The 16,505-nt window shown below is 62.8% G+C and carries 16 protein-coding genes; 5 read left to right on the top strand and 11 right to left on the bottom strand.

Annotated features, from left to right (window positions below):
* The first annotated feature begins 14 nt into the window (after positions 1-14).
* The 3 genes from AC0L3H_RS02360 to AC0L3H_RS02350 are packed head-to-tail and all read left to right on the top strand — an operon-like array spanning position 15 to position 2,750.
* Entirely contained in the window at positions 15-875 is an 861-nt protein-coding gene (locus AC0L3H_RS02360) for an ABC transporter permease (RefSeq protein ID WP_473584364.1), read from the top strand.
* Between the two features lies 1 nt (position 876).
* On the top strand, positions 877-1,677 hold the full coding sequence (locus AC0L3H_RS02355; protein ID WP_473584363.1) for an ABC transporter permease: 801 nt from the start codon (positions 877-879) through the stop codon (positions 1,675-1,677).
* Positions 1,674-2,750, top strand: a complete 1,077-nt coding sequence (locus tag AC0L3H_RS02350) for an ABC transporter ATP-binding protein (RefSeq protein WP_473584362.1) — start codon at positions 1,674-1,676, stop codon at positions 2,748-2,750. Before AC0L3H_RS02355 ends, AC0L3H_RS02350 begins: the two co-directional genes overlap by 4 nt.
* Positions 2,751-2,767: 17 nt before the next feature.
* Here AC0L3H_RS02350 and AC0L3H_RS02345 read toward each other — a convergent pair whose 3' ends face one another.
* A complete protein-coding gene (locus AC0L3H_RS02345) occupies positions 2,768-3,256 on the bottom strand; it encodes a cupin domain-containing protein (RefSeq protein ID WP_473584361.1) in 489 nt (162 codons plus the stop codon).
* Positions 3,257-3,491: 235 nt separating this feature from the next.
* On the opposite strand from AC0L3H_RS02345, the gene AC0L3H_RS02340 reads away from it, so the two are divergent.
* Both AC0L3H_RS02340 and AC0L3H_RS02335 read left to right on the top strand, forming a co-directional pair.
* Positions 3,492-4,388, top strand: a complete 897-nt coding sequence (locus tag AC0L3H_RS02340; protein WP_473584360.1) for an arginase family protein — start codon at positions 3,492-3,494, stop codon at positions 4,386-4,388.
* Between the two features lie 295 nt (positions 4,389-4,683).
* The gene (locus AC0L3H_RS02335; RefSeq protein WP_473584359.1) at positions 4,684-5,583 is read left to right on the top strand and encodes a proline iminopeptidase-family hydrolase; all 900 of its coding nucleotides are present in this window, start codon (positions 4,684-4,686) and stop codon (positions 5,581-5,583) included.
* Between the two features lie 48 nt (positions 5,584-5,631).
* Here AC0L3H_RS02335 and AC0L3H_RS02330 read toward each other — a convergent pair whose 3' ends face one another.
* The 10 genes from AC0L3H_RS02330 to AC0L3H_RS02285 all read right to left on the bottom strand — a co-directional run bounded on the left by AC0L3H_RS02330 (position 5,632) and on the right by AC0L3H_RS02285 (position 16,497).
* Positions 5,632-6,492: an alpha/beta hydrolase gene (locus tag AC0L3H_RS02330; RefSeq protein WP_473584358.1), complete on the bottom strand. Its 861-nt coding sequence runs from the start codon at positions 6,490-6,492 to the stop codon at positions 5,632-5,634.
* A 231-nt stretch (positions 6,493-6,723) separates the two neighbouring features.
* Positions 6,724-8,646, bottom strand: coding sequence for a CHASE2 domain-containing protein (locus tag AC0L3H_RS02325; RefSeq protein ID WP_473584357.1), 1,923 nt, complete (start codon positions 8,644-8,646; stop codon positions 6,724-6,726).
* A 15-nt stretch (positions 8,647-8,661) separates the two neighbouring features.
* A complete protein-coding gene (locus AC0L3H_RS02320) occupies positions 8,662-9,378 on the bottom strand; it encodes a FecR domain-containing protein (protein ID WP_027152473.1) in 717 nt (238 codons plus the stop codon).
* Between the two features lie 95 nt (positions 9,379-9,473).
* On the bottom strand, positions 9,474-10,748 hold the full coding sequence (locus AC0L3H_RS02315; RefSeq protein WP_473584356.1) for a tetratricopeptide repeat protein: 1,275 nt from the start codon (positions 10,746-10,748) through the stop codon (positions 9,474-9,476).
* A 311-nt stretch (positions 10,749-11,059) separates the two neighbouring features.
* Entirely contained in the window at positions 11,060-11,227 is a 168-nt protein-coding gene (locus AC0L3H_RS02310) for a hypothetical protein (protein WP_023800410.1), read from the bottom strand.
* Positions 11,228-11,242: 15 nt separating this feature from the next.
* Positions 11,243-12,430 carry a magnesium transporter gene (locus AC0L3H_RS02305; RefSeq protein ID WP_473584355.1) on the bottom strand — a complete coding sequence of 396 codons (1,188 nt, stop codon included), beginning with the start codon at positions 12,428-12,430 and terminating at the stop codon, positions 11,243-11,245.
* Between the two features lie 346 nt (positions 12,431-12,776).
* Entirely contained in the window at positions 12,777-13,583 is an 807-nt protein-coding gene (locus AC0L3H_RS02300; protein ID WP_473584354.1) for an SDR family NAD(P)-dependent oxidoreductase, read from the bottom strand.
* Positions 13,580-14,581 (bottom strand): sugar phosphate isomerase/epimerase family protein, encoded by a 1,002-nt coding sequence (locus tag AC0L3H_RS02295; protein ID WP_473584353.1) that lies wholly within the window; start codon positions 14,579-14,581, stop codon positions 13,580-13,582. Before AC0L3H_RS02295 ends, AC0L3H_RS02300 begins: the two co-directional genes overlap by 4 nt.
* A 40-nt stretch (positions 14,582-14,621) precedes the next feature.
* Positions 14,622-15,350: an SDR family NAD(P)-dependent oxidoreductase gene (locus tag AC0L3H_RS02290; protein ID WP_473584352.1), complete on the bottom strand. Its 729-nt coding sequence runs from the start codon at positions 15,348-15,350 to the stop codon at positions 14,622-14,624.
* Positions 15,351-15,399: 49 nt separating this feature from the next.
* On the bottom strand, positions 15,400-16,497 hold the full coding sequence (locus AC0L3H_RS02285; RefSeq protein ID WP_473584351.1) for an ABC transporter ATP-binding protein: 1,098 nt from the start codon (positions 16,495-16,497) through the stop codon (positions 15,400-15,402).
* Between the last annotated feature and the right edge of the window lie 8 nt (positions 16,498-16,505).

The raw sequence follows: 16,505 nt of genomic DNA, 5'->3' as shown, positions 1-16,505 counted from the left end.
CCGGGATCATCGCCATGTCGGGCAATTTGCTTCATCGACAGCCAATCCTCCGAACGCCCGACGGTATCGGCGGCGCCTTGCCGGCGCTGACCCTCATCACCCTGTTCTTCGTGGTGCCGGTTGTTGCGCTGCTGTTGCGCAGCGTGACCGAACCCGTGCCGGGCCTGCAGAACTACGCCACCCTGTTTGGCGACGGCACCTATGCGCGGGTCTTCTTCAACACCTTTCTGGTCGCCACCGTCGTCACCGCCGTAACCGTGATCGTGGCGTTTCCAGTCGCCTGGATGCTGGCGATCATGCCGCCTGCCCTCGGCTCGATCGTCTTCGGCATCATCATCCTGTCGATGTGGACCAATCTGCTCACCCGCACCTATGCCTGGATGGTGCTGCTCCAACGCACCGGCGTCATCAATCGGACGCTGATGGATATCGGCCTGATCAGCGAGCCGCTGCCGCTGATCAACAACCTGACCGGCGTCACCATCGGCATGGTCTACATCATGCTGCCCTTCATGATACTGCCACTGGTCGGAACGCTGCGCGCCATCGATCCGATGACGCTGCGCGCCGCCGCTCTGTGCGGTGCGAGCCCCTTCGACGCCTTCCGCCGCATTCTGCTGCCCTTGTCGCTTCCCGGAATCGCTGCAGGCGGCCTGATGGTTTTCGTCATGTCGCTCGGCTATTTCGTGACACCGACGCTGCTCGGCGGCACCTCCAACATGATGCTCGCCGCAATGATTGCCCAGATGATCCAGTCCTTGCTCAACTGGGGGCTCGGAAGCGCGGCGGCTTTCATCCTGCTTTTGGTGACCATGGCGCTCTACGCGCTGCAGCTGCGCCTCGTCGGCGCCAAGCGCATGACAGGAGGCATCTGAGATGCTGCTCGACTACGACCGGCTGGGCTGGCTGCGCGCAGCACTTCTGGGTTTCACCAGCCTGGTTGCCGCGTTTCTGCTGCTGCCGGTGGTTTTCATCGTGCTTTTGTCGTTCGGGTCGTCGCGGTGGCTGGCTTTTCCGCCACCAAGCTGGACGCTGAAATGGTATGAGGAGCTCTTCGCCGATCCGGCCTGGCTCGAAGCGGCGCTGACCAGCGCGCGCATTGCCACAATGGCCGCGATTCTTGCCGTTCTCATCGGGCTGCTGGCTTCTTTCGCGCTGGTCAGGGGACAGTTTCGCGGGCGCAATACGCTTCGCGGCCTGCTGCTGACGCCAATGGTGCTGCCGGTTGTCGTCTTCGCCATCGCCATCTATGCATTCTTCCTGCGGATCGGGCTCGGCGGCACCTCGGTAGGCTTCGTCATCGCCCATACGGTCCTGGCACTGCCCTTCGCCATCATTCCGATCACTGCGGCACTCGAAGGTTTCGACAAATCCATCGAGGATGCGGCGATCGTCTGCGGCGCGAGCCCCTTCGAGGCAAAACTCCGGGTCACCTTGCCGGCGATCAAGATCGGGATTTTTTCGGCGGCGATCTTTGCCTTCCTCGCCTCATGGGACGAGGTGGTGGTCGCAATCTTCATGGCAAGCCCCACCTTGCAGACCTTGCCGGTCAAGATCTGGGGCAGCCTGCGCCAGGATCTCAGCCCGGTCATCGCTGCGGCCTCCAGCCTTCTCGTTCTTCTGACGCTGAGCCTGATGATCGTAACCGCACTCATTCGGCGGAAATTGTCGAAATGACCGAACCGTTCCTCTCCATTCGCGACCTGCGCAAGGCGTTCGGCAGCTTCGTCGCCGTACACGATGTCACCATCGACATACCCAAGGGCGAGTTCCTGACCTTTCTCGGCCCTTCCGGTTCTGGCAAATCGACGACGCTTTATGCGATCGCCGGCTTTCAGCACCCGACATCCGGCGACGTTCTTCTCGAAGGCAGGTCGCTGCTGTCGGTGCCGTCGCACAAGCGCAATATCGGCATGGTGTTCCAGCGCTACACGCTGTTCCAGCATCTCACCGTCGCCGAGAACGTTGCCTTTCCGTTGCGCGTGCGCCGCCGTCCGGACGCAGAGGTGAACCGAAAAGTCGCCGAGATGCTGTCGCTGGTACGGCTCGAGAGTTTCGGCGGCCGATATCCTGGCGCGCTTTCCGGCGGACAGCAGCAGCGCGTGGCGCTTGCCAGGGCGCTGGCCTATGATCCGCCGATCCTCCTGATGGACGAGCCGCTTTCGGCGCTCGACAAGAAGCTGCGCGAGGAGATCCAGGCCGAGATCCGGCGCATCCACCGCGAAACCGGCGTAACGATCCTTTACGTCACCCACGATCAGGACGAGGCCCTGCATCTTTCGGATCGCATCGCCCTGTTTCGGGACGGGCGCATCGAGCAGATCGGCACCGGTGAGGACCTCTATCTGAGACCTGCGAGCGAATTTGTAGCCAGTTTTATCGGAAATTCCAATTTCCTGCCGGCCGAGCATCTTGAAACCGTCGACGGCGCCGCCACGATCCGCCTCGCCGATGGCTCGGTCGTCTCCGGCGTGAGGATCGATCAGGCGTTCAGCCAAGGCCAGAAAACCCGGCTGATGGTGCGGCCGGAAGCTTTTCGGCTGAGACCCGGCCCGGCCACTGCCGGGCTTGCGGTCGAATTCATCGACACCGCCTTCTTCGGCGAGCGGCGGCGCGTCATCGCGCGCACGGCCGCCGGCCAGGAGATCGACGTCAGGCCGACATCCGACATGGCGCAACCAAAGGAAGGCATCGCCTCGAGCAGACAGATTTTTTTCGATCCCGCCGCCGCATTTCTGTTTCCCGCCTGACAGTCGACCGTTTGACCTCAGCGCGGCGGATCAGCCGGCGCCTCGATGGTGACGCCGTATTTGGCGGCGATGGCCACGACCTTTGCCATCTCTGGCGTGCCGGCGGCGGTCGCGGCGTCCATTTCCGCGAACATCTGATCAAGGCCGCAACTCGGCGCGCAGAAGACGAGCACGCGAGCTGGCTTGTCGGCGTCATTGCGGATGGCGTGGCGCCGGCCGCGTGCGCCGAAGAAGAAACCGCCGGGTGCAACGCGACGGGGCGCGGACTCGCCCTCGAATTCGATGACGAGTTCGCCGCTCAGCACATAGAAGCCTTCATCCTCTCGGGCATGGATGTGCGGTGGCGTTGCCGCGCCCGGCGGAACCATGGACTCCCAGAGCGAGAAGGACCCGGCGGTCTCGGCACCGGTGGCTTTGTAGATATGGGTGATACCCAAAACGTTGAGCGTCGAGCCGGCCGCCGGCTCGCGCACGAACGCTTCGGCCGCTGCAGCTTTTGCATTCATCGTCGATCTCCTTCGTGGTTCGGGTCGCTCACCAGAAGATAGGCCTTGCCGGCAAAATCGGCGAGGTACGAGTGGCCGTGGGCAGCAATTTTCGCAGCAGCAATGCGGAGATGCTGCGGTTGCCGCGCCCGACGGCATCGGCTGGGCGGCGGCTTGAAATTTCCTCGGTCTCGCCCACGTACTGAAGCTACGCTGGCGTTACGCCGGCTTTCACCCGCGATAGCTGGAGCATCCGATGCCGAGCCGCCCCTATGCCATCCTTGAAGCGCCGTCCTCGCTGGGTCTGGCGACCGACGGCGTTGAAGCCTTGCCCGGTCGGCTGCTGGAACTGGGCCTCGCCGAACGCATCCATGCGCGCCGCGCCGGGCGGCTGGCCGTCCCGCCGAAAGACCCGAAGCCCGACCCTGCCACCCTGACGCTGAATGCCAAGGCGATCGCGGCGTGGTCACCCAAGCTCGCCGACGCCGTGGAGGAGGTGCTGCACGCCCGCGAATTCCCGGTGGTGCTGGGCGGCGACTGTACGATCTTGCTGGGTCCGATGCTGGCGCTGCGCCGGCGCGGTCGCTACGGCCTGTTCTTCATCGACGGCCACGCCGACTTCTTCCAACCCGAGGCCGAGCCCAACAGCGAAGGCGCCTCGATGGAGCTGGCCTTCGTCACCGGCTACGGACCGGCGCTGCTGACCGACCTGGAGGGCCGCCGCCCTTTGGTTCGCGCGGGGGACGCTGTCGCCTTCGCGTTTCGCGACCACGTGGACCAGGCCGAATACGGCAGCCAGCCTTTGCCAGCCGAGTTCATGACCTACGATCTGCACGCTATCCGCCGCCTTGGGGTCGAAGCCGCCGCCCAGGCCGCCGTTGGCCGCCTGACGCGGGCGGAACTCGACGGCTTCTTCATCCATCTCGACGCCGATTGTCTCGACGATGCGATCATGCCGGCGGTCGATTTCCGCATACCGGGCGGGCTGTCTTGGGACGAACTGTCGGCGGCGCTCCGCATCATCCTGGCGAGCGGCAAGGCGGTCGGGATCGAGGTCACCATCTACAATCCGCGCCTCGACGAGGACGGCAGCGCCGGCCGTGGCCTCGCCAATGTCGTGGCCGCCGCGCTCGGCACAGCCGCGCCCGATTGAGCGGACGGGAGCACTCTTGACCGTTGGGGCTTCGACTTCGCTGCCACACGCAACCACCTCTCCGAGCAAGAATCCCGCGCCTTATCCGCCCCCTGGATGATGGCAGGCAACCAGGCGACCGTCTCGAGCCGGAGCATTGAGGCTCTCCACCTGAGGCCACCGCCCCTGACAGGGCAAACCTATTAATAGTGCTAGCTGTCAATGCGCCGGGCGGCTTAGTACCGTCGGCCGCAAACAAGGCTTGGGAGGGTCCGTCACTCGGTTCCTGCCGCGCCATGACGCGGAGCTTGGAATTGTGACGGCACATGCGACCACCCAAGGATTCAGCGACTACAGGGGCTACCGCACCTGGTATCGCGTGATCGGAGATCTCAACTCGGGCAAGCTGCCATTGGTCGTCGCTCACGGCGGGCCGGGCTGCACACACGACTATGTCGATTCATTCAGGGAGCTTGCCGATACCGGGCGGGCCGTCATCCACTACGATCAGATCGGCAACGGCAAGTCGACCCATCTGCCCGACAAGGGCGGCGACTTCTGGACCGTCGATTTCTTTTTGGGCGAACTCGATGCACTGCTCGCTCACATTGGCATTGCCGAGCGTTACGCCCTGCTCGGCCAGTCCTGGGGCGGCATACTTTCGGCCGAACATGCCGTGCGACGCCCTGCCGGGCTCAAGGCATTGATCCTGGCCAATTCGCTGGCCTCAATGGCGCTATGGGTGGAAGGCGCGCTGCAATTGCGGGCCGGGCTGCCGGCCGATGTGCAACTCGCGCTTGACCGGCACGAGGCAGCCGGGACCACCGATCACCCGGATTTTGTTGCGGCAACCAAAGCCTTCTATGACCGCCACGTCTGCCGTGTCCTTCCAACGCCGCGGGAGGTCGCCCGGACATTCGCGGCAATCGACGCGGATCCGACGGTTTATCACACCATGAACGGACCCAATGAATTCCACGTCATCGGCACGATGCGGAACTGGACCATCGTCGAGCGCCTGCATCTGATCGAGGCGCCGACGCTGGCGTTCCGCGGATTTTACGACGAAGCGACCGAAGCCTGCGTCCAGCCCTTTCTCGATCGCATCCCGGACGTGAAAGGCATTGTCTTTCCGAATTCCAGCCACATGCCGCATGTCGAGGAGAAGGACGATTGCCTCGGCGCCGTCGGACGCTTTGTCGCCAAATACGATTGAGGCAGCCTGTCTTTGTGCAGGCCTGTCGGTGCAGGCCCGCCATTGCATTCATCTTGATGCGTTCCGTCGCTCCTTAAGCGCCTGGGCCAGGAAATCCTTGACCGCATCGAGAACCGCGTCGCGTTCGTGGGCTATGCCTGGCAGCAAATCGAAGCGCACGCGCACGCCCGCTTCCTCGAACGATCGACACAACGTCCTGAGGCGTTCCGGCCGCGTTCGCCCGGCATCGTTGGCGCCCGGCATCCAATGGCTGCTGCCTTGGACGTGCGTGATTTCCCAGGTCTCCAGATCGGCATCGCCGACGATCATCTGGACAGGCACTTTTCCCAGCGCTGCGGCGTCGAAGGTAATGCCGAACTTCTCCGGCAGGTCGCGAATGCCCACCCACCAGTCCCGCGTGGGATCGAGCAAGGTCACCGAGCCCGGCGCGCCGATCGACGCCGCCCATAGCCTGTCGGGATGGAGGATAGCGAAGCGATGGGTGAAATGCCCGCCGCCGGAAAATCCGAACATGGCGAAGCGGCTCCAGTCCTGACGATATTTTGCAACGACTTCCTCGACTATGGCGAGCAGCACCTGATCGTAGCGGATGTCGCCCTCGATCATGTATTTGTACCCGCTGCGGGCATCGTCGCCGAGAACGCCGATTGGGAACAGCGGGCACAAGATGGCACAGTCGTTCCAGCGCCCGAACTCGGCGAACGCGTCGCGAAAACCCAGGAACGAGGTGCGGCCGGTGCCATGCACGGCCACCAGCAGATCGACTTTGGCGCCTTCCCGCACCGCAGGCGGCACATACAGACAATAATGGAAGCGTGGGTCCGATTTGGAAGCAAAGATGGCGGTCGCGCCAAGATCGTATGTAGCGCGGCCGCGATCCGCAACGGACCCCGTGGTGATGTTCGTCAAGTCTACACCTCCTCAGACAGTCTTGGCATTTCATTGCCAGCGTATACTGGTCGGCCCGTGTCGTGAACCGGAAGGTCGTTTCGGGCAGGCAGCCACGATGAGGACCTCGCATCGGAATCAGGGCGACGTCGTTGAAGACGATTCGCTAGGTTCCGAGAGCATCTTTTCGCGCTCGGCATCGCTTAGCTCGCCGGCTGCCAATGAGATGGCGAGTTGAACCGGTGCCAAATATCACACGACTGCCTCGGCAGATTGCGACGAGGGCTGTATCTCCGGAACGGTGAAAACCGGCACCTCACCCTTGAAGCCTTGGAGTTCGAAGGCACCCGCCTGGACAACCGGCATCGATGCTCCTTGCGCAAATCCGGGACCAAGCACCAGGGGGATGCTCAGCTTTTTGGTCGTTGACTCGAGCCGTGCCGTGCGGTTCACCGGCGAGCCTATCGCGGTGTAATCGAAGCGCCGTTCGGAGCCGAAATTCCCTACGGAGCAGATGCCAGTCTCGATGGCGACGCCGATTTCGATAGGGGGGTGCCCGCGCGCGGTGAATGCGGCATTTTCGCGCTTCACCCGTTCGATCAGGGCAAGCCCCGCCTCGAGCGCGCGCTCGCGATGATCTGGCTGATCAAGCGGCGCGTTCCAGAAGGCTAGCACGGCATCGCCCATGAACTTGTCGATGGTCCCGTCGCGCTTGAGTATCTCATCGGTCGCAAGGCCGAGAAAGTGATTGACCACCTTTCCGATTTCCTGGGCACCGAGTTGTTCGCTCATCGTCGTGAAGCCGCGTATGTCACTCAGCAGGATTGTGATCTCGCGCTTCTCGCGGGACAGGATCGCTTCGGTGTCCGAATTTGCGAGGCGCTGCACCACGGAGGGCGACAGATATTGGGAAAACTGCCGTGCCAGGGTGGACCGGCGCTGCTCGCTGCGCCTGTAGAGGGCATAGCCTTCGAAGCCAGCTACGAGGATCGTCGCAAGCGCCGGCTGCAGTGGGTCATAGAGCTTACCCTGCAGGCTGTATTCGAGAGCGCCGAACGCGAAGGGCGTGGCAGCCAGGAGCGCCAGAGCGAGGGCGCCAAGCATGACACGCTGGGCGAGCACTCCGGAAAGCCCGATGAAAACGATGCCACTGAGGACCAACCACAGCCGCTCCAGCGTACGCGCTTGCGTTGGCTCTACAAGATAGCGCCCGGCAAGGATCTGGCCGATTGCATCAGCGTGGATGTCCACGCCTGGTCGCGCCGGACGCGCCGGGGTGGGCAGATACTGCGTCAATCCCACGGCTGACAGATCAACAATGGCGATCGCGTTCCGCAGCAGCGGATCGCCGCGACCCGAAAGGATATTACTGGCAGATATGCGCGGCGTATTGGTGTCGGTTTCCCAGAGGCGGATGCTGCCCTGCGGCTCAAGTGGCACAATGGTCCCGGCCATCCTGAGCGCGTCAAACCCGGCGACATTCATCCGGGCTACGTAGCCGTTCTCTCCGGCGTAGAGGCGCAGGAGTTCGAGCGCGAACGACGGCCAGAGCTGCACGCCTTGAGCCGTATTTCGGAGCCAGAGCAGCGGCACATGGCGTAGTACGCCGTCGGGATCGGGCAAAGTGCGAATTACGCCGAGGCCTGCAGCGGCGCTCGAGAAATCAGGAAGGGAGCCTGTCAGACCGGTGAAGCCAGGAAGCGTCTCGGGTACCTGCCCGACGATCGACCAGCCGGCTTTGGGCTCTGCGTCTGAAACCGTCACCTCGTTGCCCAGGCTGACGGCGAGCGCCGTTCGATTTTTCGCCAGTGCGCTGGCGAGGCGCTTGTCTCCGGCGATGCCATCAGGAGAGATATCAGCCTCGGGCAGCACCAGCGCAAGCCCGATCACCGCGGCACCGGACTCGGCGACACCATCGACCAGATCGGCCAAAAGGCCACGGTTCCAAGGCCATCGCCCATATGCCTTAAGGCTCGCGTCGTCTATCGAGACAATGACAACAGGATTGCTCGTCGCCTGGCGCGGGGCGAGGGACTGGTAGAGGTCGTACGTGCGCTCGCGCAGGCGCGACAGCGGCCCGTCGAAAGCAAAATGGCAAGCGAGCAGCAAGAGTACGACCGCAAGACCAGGTATTTTCCGCCTGGCAGCCCGCCGCCAATCAAGCGAGGGGCTCATGCCGCTCGGCCAGCCTTACCGGCAGTCGGGAAAGCAGTCATCATCCTCATCATCCACCCCGCTGCCTACAGGGGGCGTTGGGCTGTCAGGGAACTCCATCGCCACGCCGGGCAATGCGCCGTCGGTGGACTTGCAGGCTTTGAGCGAATTGCCGAGTGCTGACGCACAAATCGCGCTTACGTTCAGCCCCGGACCCGGTTCGCCTGGCAGGCCGGTGCCGGCTATTCGATCGATGCTGTCCAAAATCGGGAACGCGTCGATACCGCCGTAGCCGGTCAGCAGTTTGTCATTGTCCGACGTGCAGGCGTGGCCCGGGTTTGTGATCACGAGCTTGCGACCATTCATCATGCAGGTCATGCGGCCGGCGCGCAGTATGCCGACGGTCTGACCAGCAATCACAAGCACCTCAATGATGCCACCTCTGGCTCCGAGCACCATGTGTGGCGTCGCAACTTGCATGTCGCCGCCTTTCGAAACCTGGCCCCCGTAGAAACGGGCCAGGCCGCTGTTCATCCTGATGTCGATCTTTCCTGATCGGGACCCCGGATTGTAGACGAATTCATCGATCGTCAGGCTGGTGTTCGGACCAATCTTGGCGCTCGACTCGTCCCGGAACACGAGCATTCCGAGACCGGTGATATTGCTGCGCAGCTGGTCGCCGAGTTCGACGCCAGCGCCGACGTTCATCGCCTCGCCGTGATTGCGGATAATGTTGGTCTGGTAGGCCGTCATGGACCCAACCGTTTCAGCGCCAGATGGTGCCGCAAAGGCAAGGCAGGCGATACAAGTGGCTATCTGACGATACAGGGTCCTCATCGCGGCCTCTTTCAGTTGAGCGTCAACGTGTAGCTCACGAGCAATTCGAATGAATTTCGGTCGCCGCTGGCGATCTCGAAGTCGGTTTCGCGATAGGCGAGGTCGACACTGACCTTCTGCCATTCAGTGAGCTGAAAATCGCTTTCCGAGGCAATGCGCCAGAAGTCGCTCTCTATGTTCGTGCCGATGCCGAAGGACAAGTCGGGAGTGTCGCTGTGGCCGGCTGAGACGGCGACCTGATGAGACCATACGAACAGGTCCGGAACTTCCATCAGCACGCCGCCGTAGCGGACCTCTCCCATATAGCTGCGGCCGATTTCGCCAGCTCCGGAGGCGAAGTCAGTCGAGCCGACCAGGCGCAGTCCGAGCGCCTGGCCATTGCGGAAGCGGTAGCTGCCGCCTGCCTCATAGAAGACCCTGCTATCGGCGAAGATGCCTTTCGAGCCGCTTAGATCGATGTAGCCTGCACCTGCAAAAAGCGTCGTCTCGACGGTGGGGCGCACGAGGAAGCGCCCACTTAGACCGACGCCGGTCTCGTGGATATCGCTGTCGAAGCGATCTGTAACAGCGAACGCGGAAAGCAGCAGCCGTAGCGAATCGATCCCGCTGTTGGGCAGTCCCTTGTCCAAGGTAATGGCGGCGTTCCCGTGGATAAAAGTCTCCTCATCTCCGGGAACCGAGAGGTCTTCTGTGAAAAAGCGCTCTGTCGCTGCCAGCGAGCCCGAGAGGACAAGCGCGTCAGAACTTGGCGAGCCGAGGTCCCATCGGACAAAACCTTCCGCCCGCCCATAGGGCGAGACCAAGGTGCGGTCGTCTTCGGCCCCGCCCGGCTCAAAAACGGTGGATGCGCTGAACATGCCGCCAGTCAGAGCGATTTCCCAGGTGACGCCACGTAACGCGCGCTCGATGCGGGCGAGCAGGCGAACGGCTTCCTGCTGCTCATCCGCGGACAGGTCCCCGACCTCGAGGCCGTACTGCGCCTGCCGCCGGGCCAATTCATAGGAGCCGACATGATAATACAACCGGCTGGCCGAGAGCCGGGCGCGCGCATCGCGAGGATGTTTGATGAGATACTGCTCGATCGACGAGATCGCCTGATCGTACTGCCCTGCGTTGACGGCAACTGTGACGAATTGAGCTAGCGCTCCGTTGTCGGTCGGATTGGCAATGCGGGCCGAAAACGCATCGTCATAGGCCGGATAGAGACCTTGTGCGCCGGCCGGCAATATGCCGGTACAAAGCAGCGCCGCGGCGAAGCCGAGGATCATTGAAAACGAGGAATGCATGCCGAGAACCCACCCCAACCCGACTAGTGCAGCGGATCTAGCACGCCTGCACGAAAAAAAGCGACAGAACTGTCAGGAAACCTCCGAGTCTTCAGCAGCTGTTGCAGCGGCGCAACAAACTATCGCGTTGATTCGCATTTCGCCTACGCTGGTCTGTCAAACATCTTCTCAGCGTTGCTTGGCTTCCAGCAAGTATTCTCTACAAACGGCAACTAATCCAAATCATACTCAGCGGTGGATTGCGCAGCCGACAAGATCAATATTGTTTGCGCGATTCTCCACGTATCTGGTCGCCGCACGACGCATCAGCGTCACATGGAGCTCATCCGAAGGTCTTCCGCCGCGTTGCGCAAGCGCTCGGAGAGCTGGCGGGCGATGCTTCTCAGGACGGCCTGCGCGATGTGCGGCTTAGCCTTTGTTATCTTGTTGAACGCCGACGAGGTCACTTCATAGGCAACAACGTCCTCGTCCGCGATCACGTCCGTCGAGCGCGCCTACAGCACGAGCATGGTGGCCAGTCCCAGCATCAGGCCCATGCCTACAATATCGGTCACCGTCGTGAGGAAGATCGCGGAAGCCACGGCCGGATCGGCGCCGACCCGCCGCAGGCCCAACGGGATCAGCACGCCGGAGATCCCGGACATGAGGCACGATCCGGACATGGCAAGCAGGATCACAAGCGCCAGCATGGGGGCCTGGGATGCCGACTCCGGCTGCCGTGAAGCGTAGAACCACATGGCCGCAGCCGCCACCAGACCGACGAGCAAGCCGTTGGCGATCCCGAGCGCTCCCTCCCTCAGCACCAAGTGCAGCTTCGGTCGTTTGTCCACATCCCCTAAGGCGAGGCCACGCAGCGTAATAGCCAGCGCCTGACAGCCGGTGTTTCCGCTCTGTCCGGCCAACACCGGGAGGAACGCCGCCAACGCGACGATCTTCTCGATCGTGCCTGTGAACGAGCCGACCACGAAAGCGGCTATGAAGGCCGTCAGCAGGTTGAGCTGCAGCCACGGATGACGTTTCAAGAAGGCTGAAAACAGCGGAGTGAAAGAACGCTCCTCCTTCTGGACACCCACCATCTGGCCAGGCTGGGCAGAAATCTCGATGATTTGCTGCTCGAACAGCCGCCAGCCGCGAACCTGCCCGAGCAGCCGGTTCTCCGCGTCCACCACGGGATAGACAGGGTAGTGACGGCGTACCGCCGCCTTGCAGGCTTCGCTCAAAGGCATATCGACGTGAAGGGCGAACGGACTTGCCAGCATAATTTGATCCACCGTCGCGTCGGCCTCGCTCAGCATCAGATCGCGCAAGACCACTAGGCCAACCAGTCTATCGCCCTCGTCCGTGATATAGAGGTAAGTCAACTCGGTCGGCACCTGCGCGCGCCTAACGGCCTCGACCGCGGCGGCTACCGTGGTCCCGACAGCAACGCTGGCGGGGATCGGGTCCATCAGCTCGACGATGGCCTCGGGGATCGCGAGATCCTTGCCGTCGGTATGATATTTGATGGGCCTCCTTTGCGATGGCAAATACTCCGCCACCTTATGGGCGTGCCTATCCGGTAACAACTTTAGTGCGTCGCGGATTAACTCAGGAGACTCTCGGGCAAGCAATTCAGCCGCGTCGTCAGGTGCTCGAGCACGCAGCGTGCGCACCAACTTCTGAATGTCGTTCTCTTCCCTCATCTGTTCCCCCAACCTCTAATGTTGCGCCTCTGAGCTTATAGACTGGACCGTTTCGCTTCTCCCAGGCGCACGGTGGCCCAAGCGCCTCGATCCGGAATCTTCGCCTTCTCAGGGCGCCGAGTAGACCGACCCAGACAAATCTGAGCCATTGCGTGGGTGCATACAGGCGGGCTGTAACGTCAGCGTGTCGCCAAGAGAATTGACGTGTAGCCGAACTTCACCGTCGATTCCTGGCTCTGCGAGCACGTCGCAACCCATCAACGAAGTAAGGTCGGCAATGGGCAGTCGTGGCCCTGCTCATTGGGGTGCGCTCAGCCCAACAATTCGCCATGTGAACGGTCGCGATTCAACCTGGGAAGATGGTGAAACCGCCATCGACGCGAATGACCTGCCCGTTGATGAAGCGCGCACGCGGACCGGCGAGGAAGGCCACCGCCTCAGCGATCTCTTCAGGCTCGGCATAGCGGTTCAGCGATTTCGAATCCATGCGCTCCGGATCGACGACGCGGCTCGCCTGGAACCGTGCCGTCTTGGTGGCGCCGGGGCTCACCGCATTGATGCGCACGCCATCGTCGATCAGTTCCTTGGCGAGGCAGCGCGTATAATGGACGACGGCCGCCTTGAGCGTGGAGTAGACCACCTCCGGCGAGCATCCGATATGCGCTGCCGCTGAGGCAATGTTGATCACCGAGCCTGAGCCGCGCTTGACCATAGGCGGAATGAACGCCTGGCAGACCAGCATCGTGCCGATGAGATTGTTCTCGGTCAGCACCTTGATGTCTTCATAGTCGATGTCGAGCGCGTTGTTGGGACTGGGCTTTACCCCCTTGGCGCCGATGTCGCCGCCGGCGCAGTTGACCAGAACGTGCACATCGCCGAGCTCCGCTTCGATCTTCCTCTTCATTTCGGCAACGGCTTGCCTGTCACCGATGTTGCCCGTAACCGCGGTTACCCGTGTCCCATGCTTTTCCAGACCCCTGGCGGATTCGCCGAGGTCTGCGAATTCGCCATATTGCGACGGCCGGGTCCAGTCGAGATCGTGGATGGCGACGTTTGCGCCGAGTTCGGCCAGGCGGGCGGCCATGACGCGGCCGAGGCCGCGTCCCGAGCCGGTCACGAAGGCAGTCAGGCCGCTGAGTTCTCGGGCAGTCATGCTGATTTCTCCATTGCAATGAAATCGAACTTCTTCATGTTGGCGGCGCTGCGCCGGATCATGTCGAGCTCATACGAAACCAGCGCGCCGTCATCGTCGCGCTCCCACGGCGTCCGGTAGTCGGCGTCGTCAGCAAGGCGGTTTACGCGCGCAGCACTCAGGCAGGCGGCGAACTCGCGCGCAGTCTTCGGCGCATACCCGTTCCACCAATCGTCGCTGAGACAGCGAACGTGGCGGGTTTCCAGCGCGCCCGGCTCGAGCACGGCGGTCAGCGTGTCGTGATGCTCGGCGAGGATGGCTGCCAGTCCGGCGAAGGGCACGGCGCCGTCGCCGATCGCGCAGCGGACCAGACGATAGCCCTTATCGGTGAACTGCACGCGATAGTCCTTGAGGTGGACATGGCGGACGTGCGGTGCGATGCGCCGCGTGAAGGCAAGCGGCGCCTCGCCGACAGGGAAGGTGTTGCCGGTGTCGTAGGTGATGCCGACGCCCGGCCCACCGAGTTCGCAGAACGCGACCAGTTCGTCGCTGCCGAAGTCCTGATGGTTTTCGATGCCGAGCACCCGGCCCTCAGCCGCCGCACGCGGCCCCCATTCCGTCAAGGCAGCGCGGATCGTCGCGTCGAACTCGCTCCATTTCGGGCCCCACAGGTTGCGGTCGCCGCACAGGACGGGGGTCAGTGCGATACGGATCGTTGTCGCCTCGAGCAGGCGCGCCGCCCGAAACGCGCTGTCCAACGGACCGGCCACCAGAAGTCCGCCACTGACCACCGGGACGATGTCGAGCGCGGCCAGACGCCTGCGCAGGTCGACGATTTCGGGGTCTGGCAAGTCGGTCAACCACGGTTCGTAGATCTCGAGCGTGCGTGCGCCCAGTTCCTGCGCAAGCGCTATGAAGCCTCCCAGCCCCGTCCCGTCCGGATTATGCCGCGGCGTGCCGCGTCCCTGTAGGCCGAGAGTGTAGGTCAGTCCGTATGGGTTGAGGCCGAGACGAAACATCAGCTTGGCAGTTCCGTTGAAGGATTTGGAAGCGATCGCATCAGCGCAGACCGGCATCGACGGCGATGGACTGCTTCGTGATCATGCGGCTGTCATCGGCGGCAAGGAAGAGCACGGTCCGCGCGATCTCCTCGCCCAGCAGGACGCGGCGGATCAGTTGCCGCTGCACCGTCTGGTCGATTGCGTCCTGGGTCTTGAACCACAGCTGGCGCTGCCGCTCGGTGATGACGGCGCCGGGTTCGACTGCATTGACGCGGATGTTGTCGGATCCGAACGACCGCGCCAATGCGCGCGTCAGCGCCACCACAGCCCCCTTGGCGGTGGCATAGGCCACCATTTGGTCCGCGCCGAAACGCCAGGCGATGGAAGAGAAGTTTATGATCGAGCCGAAGCCGAGTTCCTTCATATGCGGATGCACCGCCTGCGCAGCGAAGAAGTGATGCCGGAGATTGACGTCGAAGCTGCGGTCCCAATATTCTGACGTCACCGCGTCAACGGGTTGGCGCTGATCATCGGCAGCGTTGTTCACCAGAACGGCGACCGGACCGAGCTTAGCGCGCACGTCTTCTACCGAAGCCTGCAGCGCATCAACGTCGGTCACATCGCAATGGAGGTACAGGGGTGCCTGTTTGGCGACGCCACCGAGCTCGCGCACCAGCGCCTCCGCGGGTCCATCCTGCACATCGAGGAAGCATACGCGGGCGCCATTCGCCACGAAAGCGCGAACCATATCGGCGCCGATCCCGGAGGCGCCGCCGGAGATCAGCACGACGCGATCGGTCAAGCTCGGGTAAGTCGCGAATTGCACGGACATCAGATCACAGCAGCGCCCTGGTTGCTGGATCGAACAGACAGGCGCGCGACATGTCGATGCCGAGCGTTATCGTCTCGCCCATGACGGGAGCGTCATCCGGCTCGAAACGGCCGGTGATCTCCAGGTCGCCTAGCCTGAGGACGGCAAGCGTCTCGGCGCCGGTCGGTTCGACCAGTTCTACCGGCGCCTGCAAGGGCTGCACAGCAGGTTTGCGCGACTTCAGGTCCGTCGTGAAGCGGTAGATGTGTTCGGGCCGAACACCGAGCACCACGTCCTTTGGCGCACCGGCGGACAGCGGCATGGCAAGGGCAAGAGTGGCGTCGCTGCCGTCAGCGGCGCGTACCGCGATGCTGGTCGATCCCGCAAGCCGGGCGGGGATGAAATTCATCGCCGGCGATCCCATGAAACCGGCCACGAACATGTTGGTCGGCCGGTCATAGATCCGCTTCGGCGTGTCGAACTGCTGCACCGAGCCCTGGTTCATCACCGCAATGCGGGACGCAAGCGTCATCGCCTCGACCTGATCGTGGGTGACGTACACCGTCGTCTTGCCGACGCGATGGTGCAGCTTCTTGATTTCCGTGCGCATGTCGACGCGCAGCTTGGCGTCGAGATTGGACAGCGGCTCGTCGAACAAAAACAATTTTGGGTCGCGTACCAGGGCGCGCCCCATTGCAACGCGCTGCCGCTGCCCACCCGACAATTGTCCGGGCTTGCGGTTGAGCAACTGCTCAATCTGCAGCAGTGCGGCAACCCGCTTTACGGCTTCCGCCTGCTCCGCTTTGGGCACGCCTCGGCTCTCCATGCCGAAGGTGATGTTCTGGCGCACCGTCATGGTCGGATAGAGGGCATAGGACTGGAATACCATCGCTATGTCGCGGTCCTTGGGCTGCACGGAGTTCACCAGCCGGTCGCCGATCCAGATCTCGCCCGAGGTGACGGTTTCCAGGCCAGCGATCATGGCGAGCAAGGTTGACTTGCCGCATCCCGACGGGCCGACGAGGGCGACAAACTCCCCGGTTCGCGCCTCGAGATTGATGCCGGCCAGAATCTCGAGCCCGCCATAGCTCTTGTGAAGGTCGCGGATCATCAGCGCGGACATGGCCGATG

Source organism: Mesorhizobium sp. WSM4816 (assembly GCF_055811535.1).
Note: the sequence above shows the minus strand (reverse complement) of the source record. Positions and strands in the feature narration are given on the sequence as shown.

What these genes read in the sequence shown, in the direction of transcription:
- AC0L3H_RS02295 (WP_473584353.1), bottom strand. Translation starts at nt 14,581, where the DNA reads ATGTTTCGTCTCGGCCTCAACCCATACGGACTGACCTACACTCTCGGC.
- AC0L3H_RS02350 (WP_473584362.1), top strand. Translation starts at nt 1,674, where the DNA reads ATGACCGAACCGTTCCTCTCCATTCGCGACCTGCGCAAGGCGTTCGGC.
- AC0L3H_RS02300 (WP_473584354.1), bottom strand. Translation starts at nt 13,583, where the DNA reads ATGACTGCCCGAGAACTCAGCGGCCTGACTGCCTTCGTGACCGGCTCG.
- AC0L3H_RS02340 (WP_473584360.1), top strand. Translation starts at nt 3,492, where the DNA reads ATGCCGAGCCGCCCCTATGCCATCCTTGAAGCGCCGTCCTCGCTGGGT.
- AC0L3H_RS02360 (WP_473584364.1), top strand. Translation starts at nt 15, where the DNA reads ATGTCGGGCAATTTGCTTCATCGACAGCCAATCCTCCGAACGCCCGAC.
- AC0L3H_RS02320 (WP_027152473.1), bottom strand. Translation starts at nt 9,378, where the DNA reads ATGACGGCCTACCAGACCAACATTATCCGCAATCACGGCGAGGCGATG.
- AC0L3H_RS02345 (WP_473584361.1), bottom strand. Translation starts at nt 3,256, where the DNA reads ATGAATGCAAAAGCTGCAGCGGCCGAAGCGTTCGTGCGCGAGCCGGCG.
- AC0L3H_RS02305 (WP_473584355.1), bottom strand. Translation starts at nt 12,430, where the DNA reads ATGAGGGAAGAGAACGACATTCAGAAGTTGGTGCGCACGCTGCGTGCT.
- AC0L3H_RS02325 (WP_473584357.1), bottom strand. Translation starts at nt 8,646, where the DNA reads ATGAGCCCCTCGCTTGATTGGCGGCGGGCTGCCAGGCGGAAAATACCT.
- AC0L3H_RS02315 (WP_473584356.1), bottom strand. Translation starts at nt 10,748, where the DNA reads ATGCATTCCTCGTTTTCAATGATCCTCGGCTTCGCCGCGGCGCTGCTT.
- AC0L3H_RS02355 (WP_473584363.1), top strand. Translation starts at nt 877, where the DNA reads ATGCTGCTCGACTACGACCGGCTGGGCTGGCTGCGCGCAGCACTTCTG.
- AC0L3H_RS02285 (WP_473584351.1), bottom strand. Translation starts at nt 16,497, where the DNA reads ATGTCCGCGCTGATGATCCGCGACCTTCACAAGAGCTATGGCGGGCTC.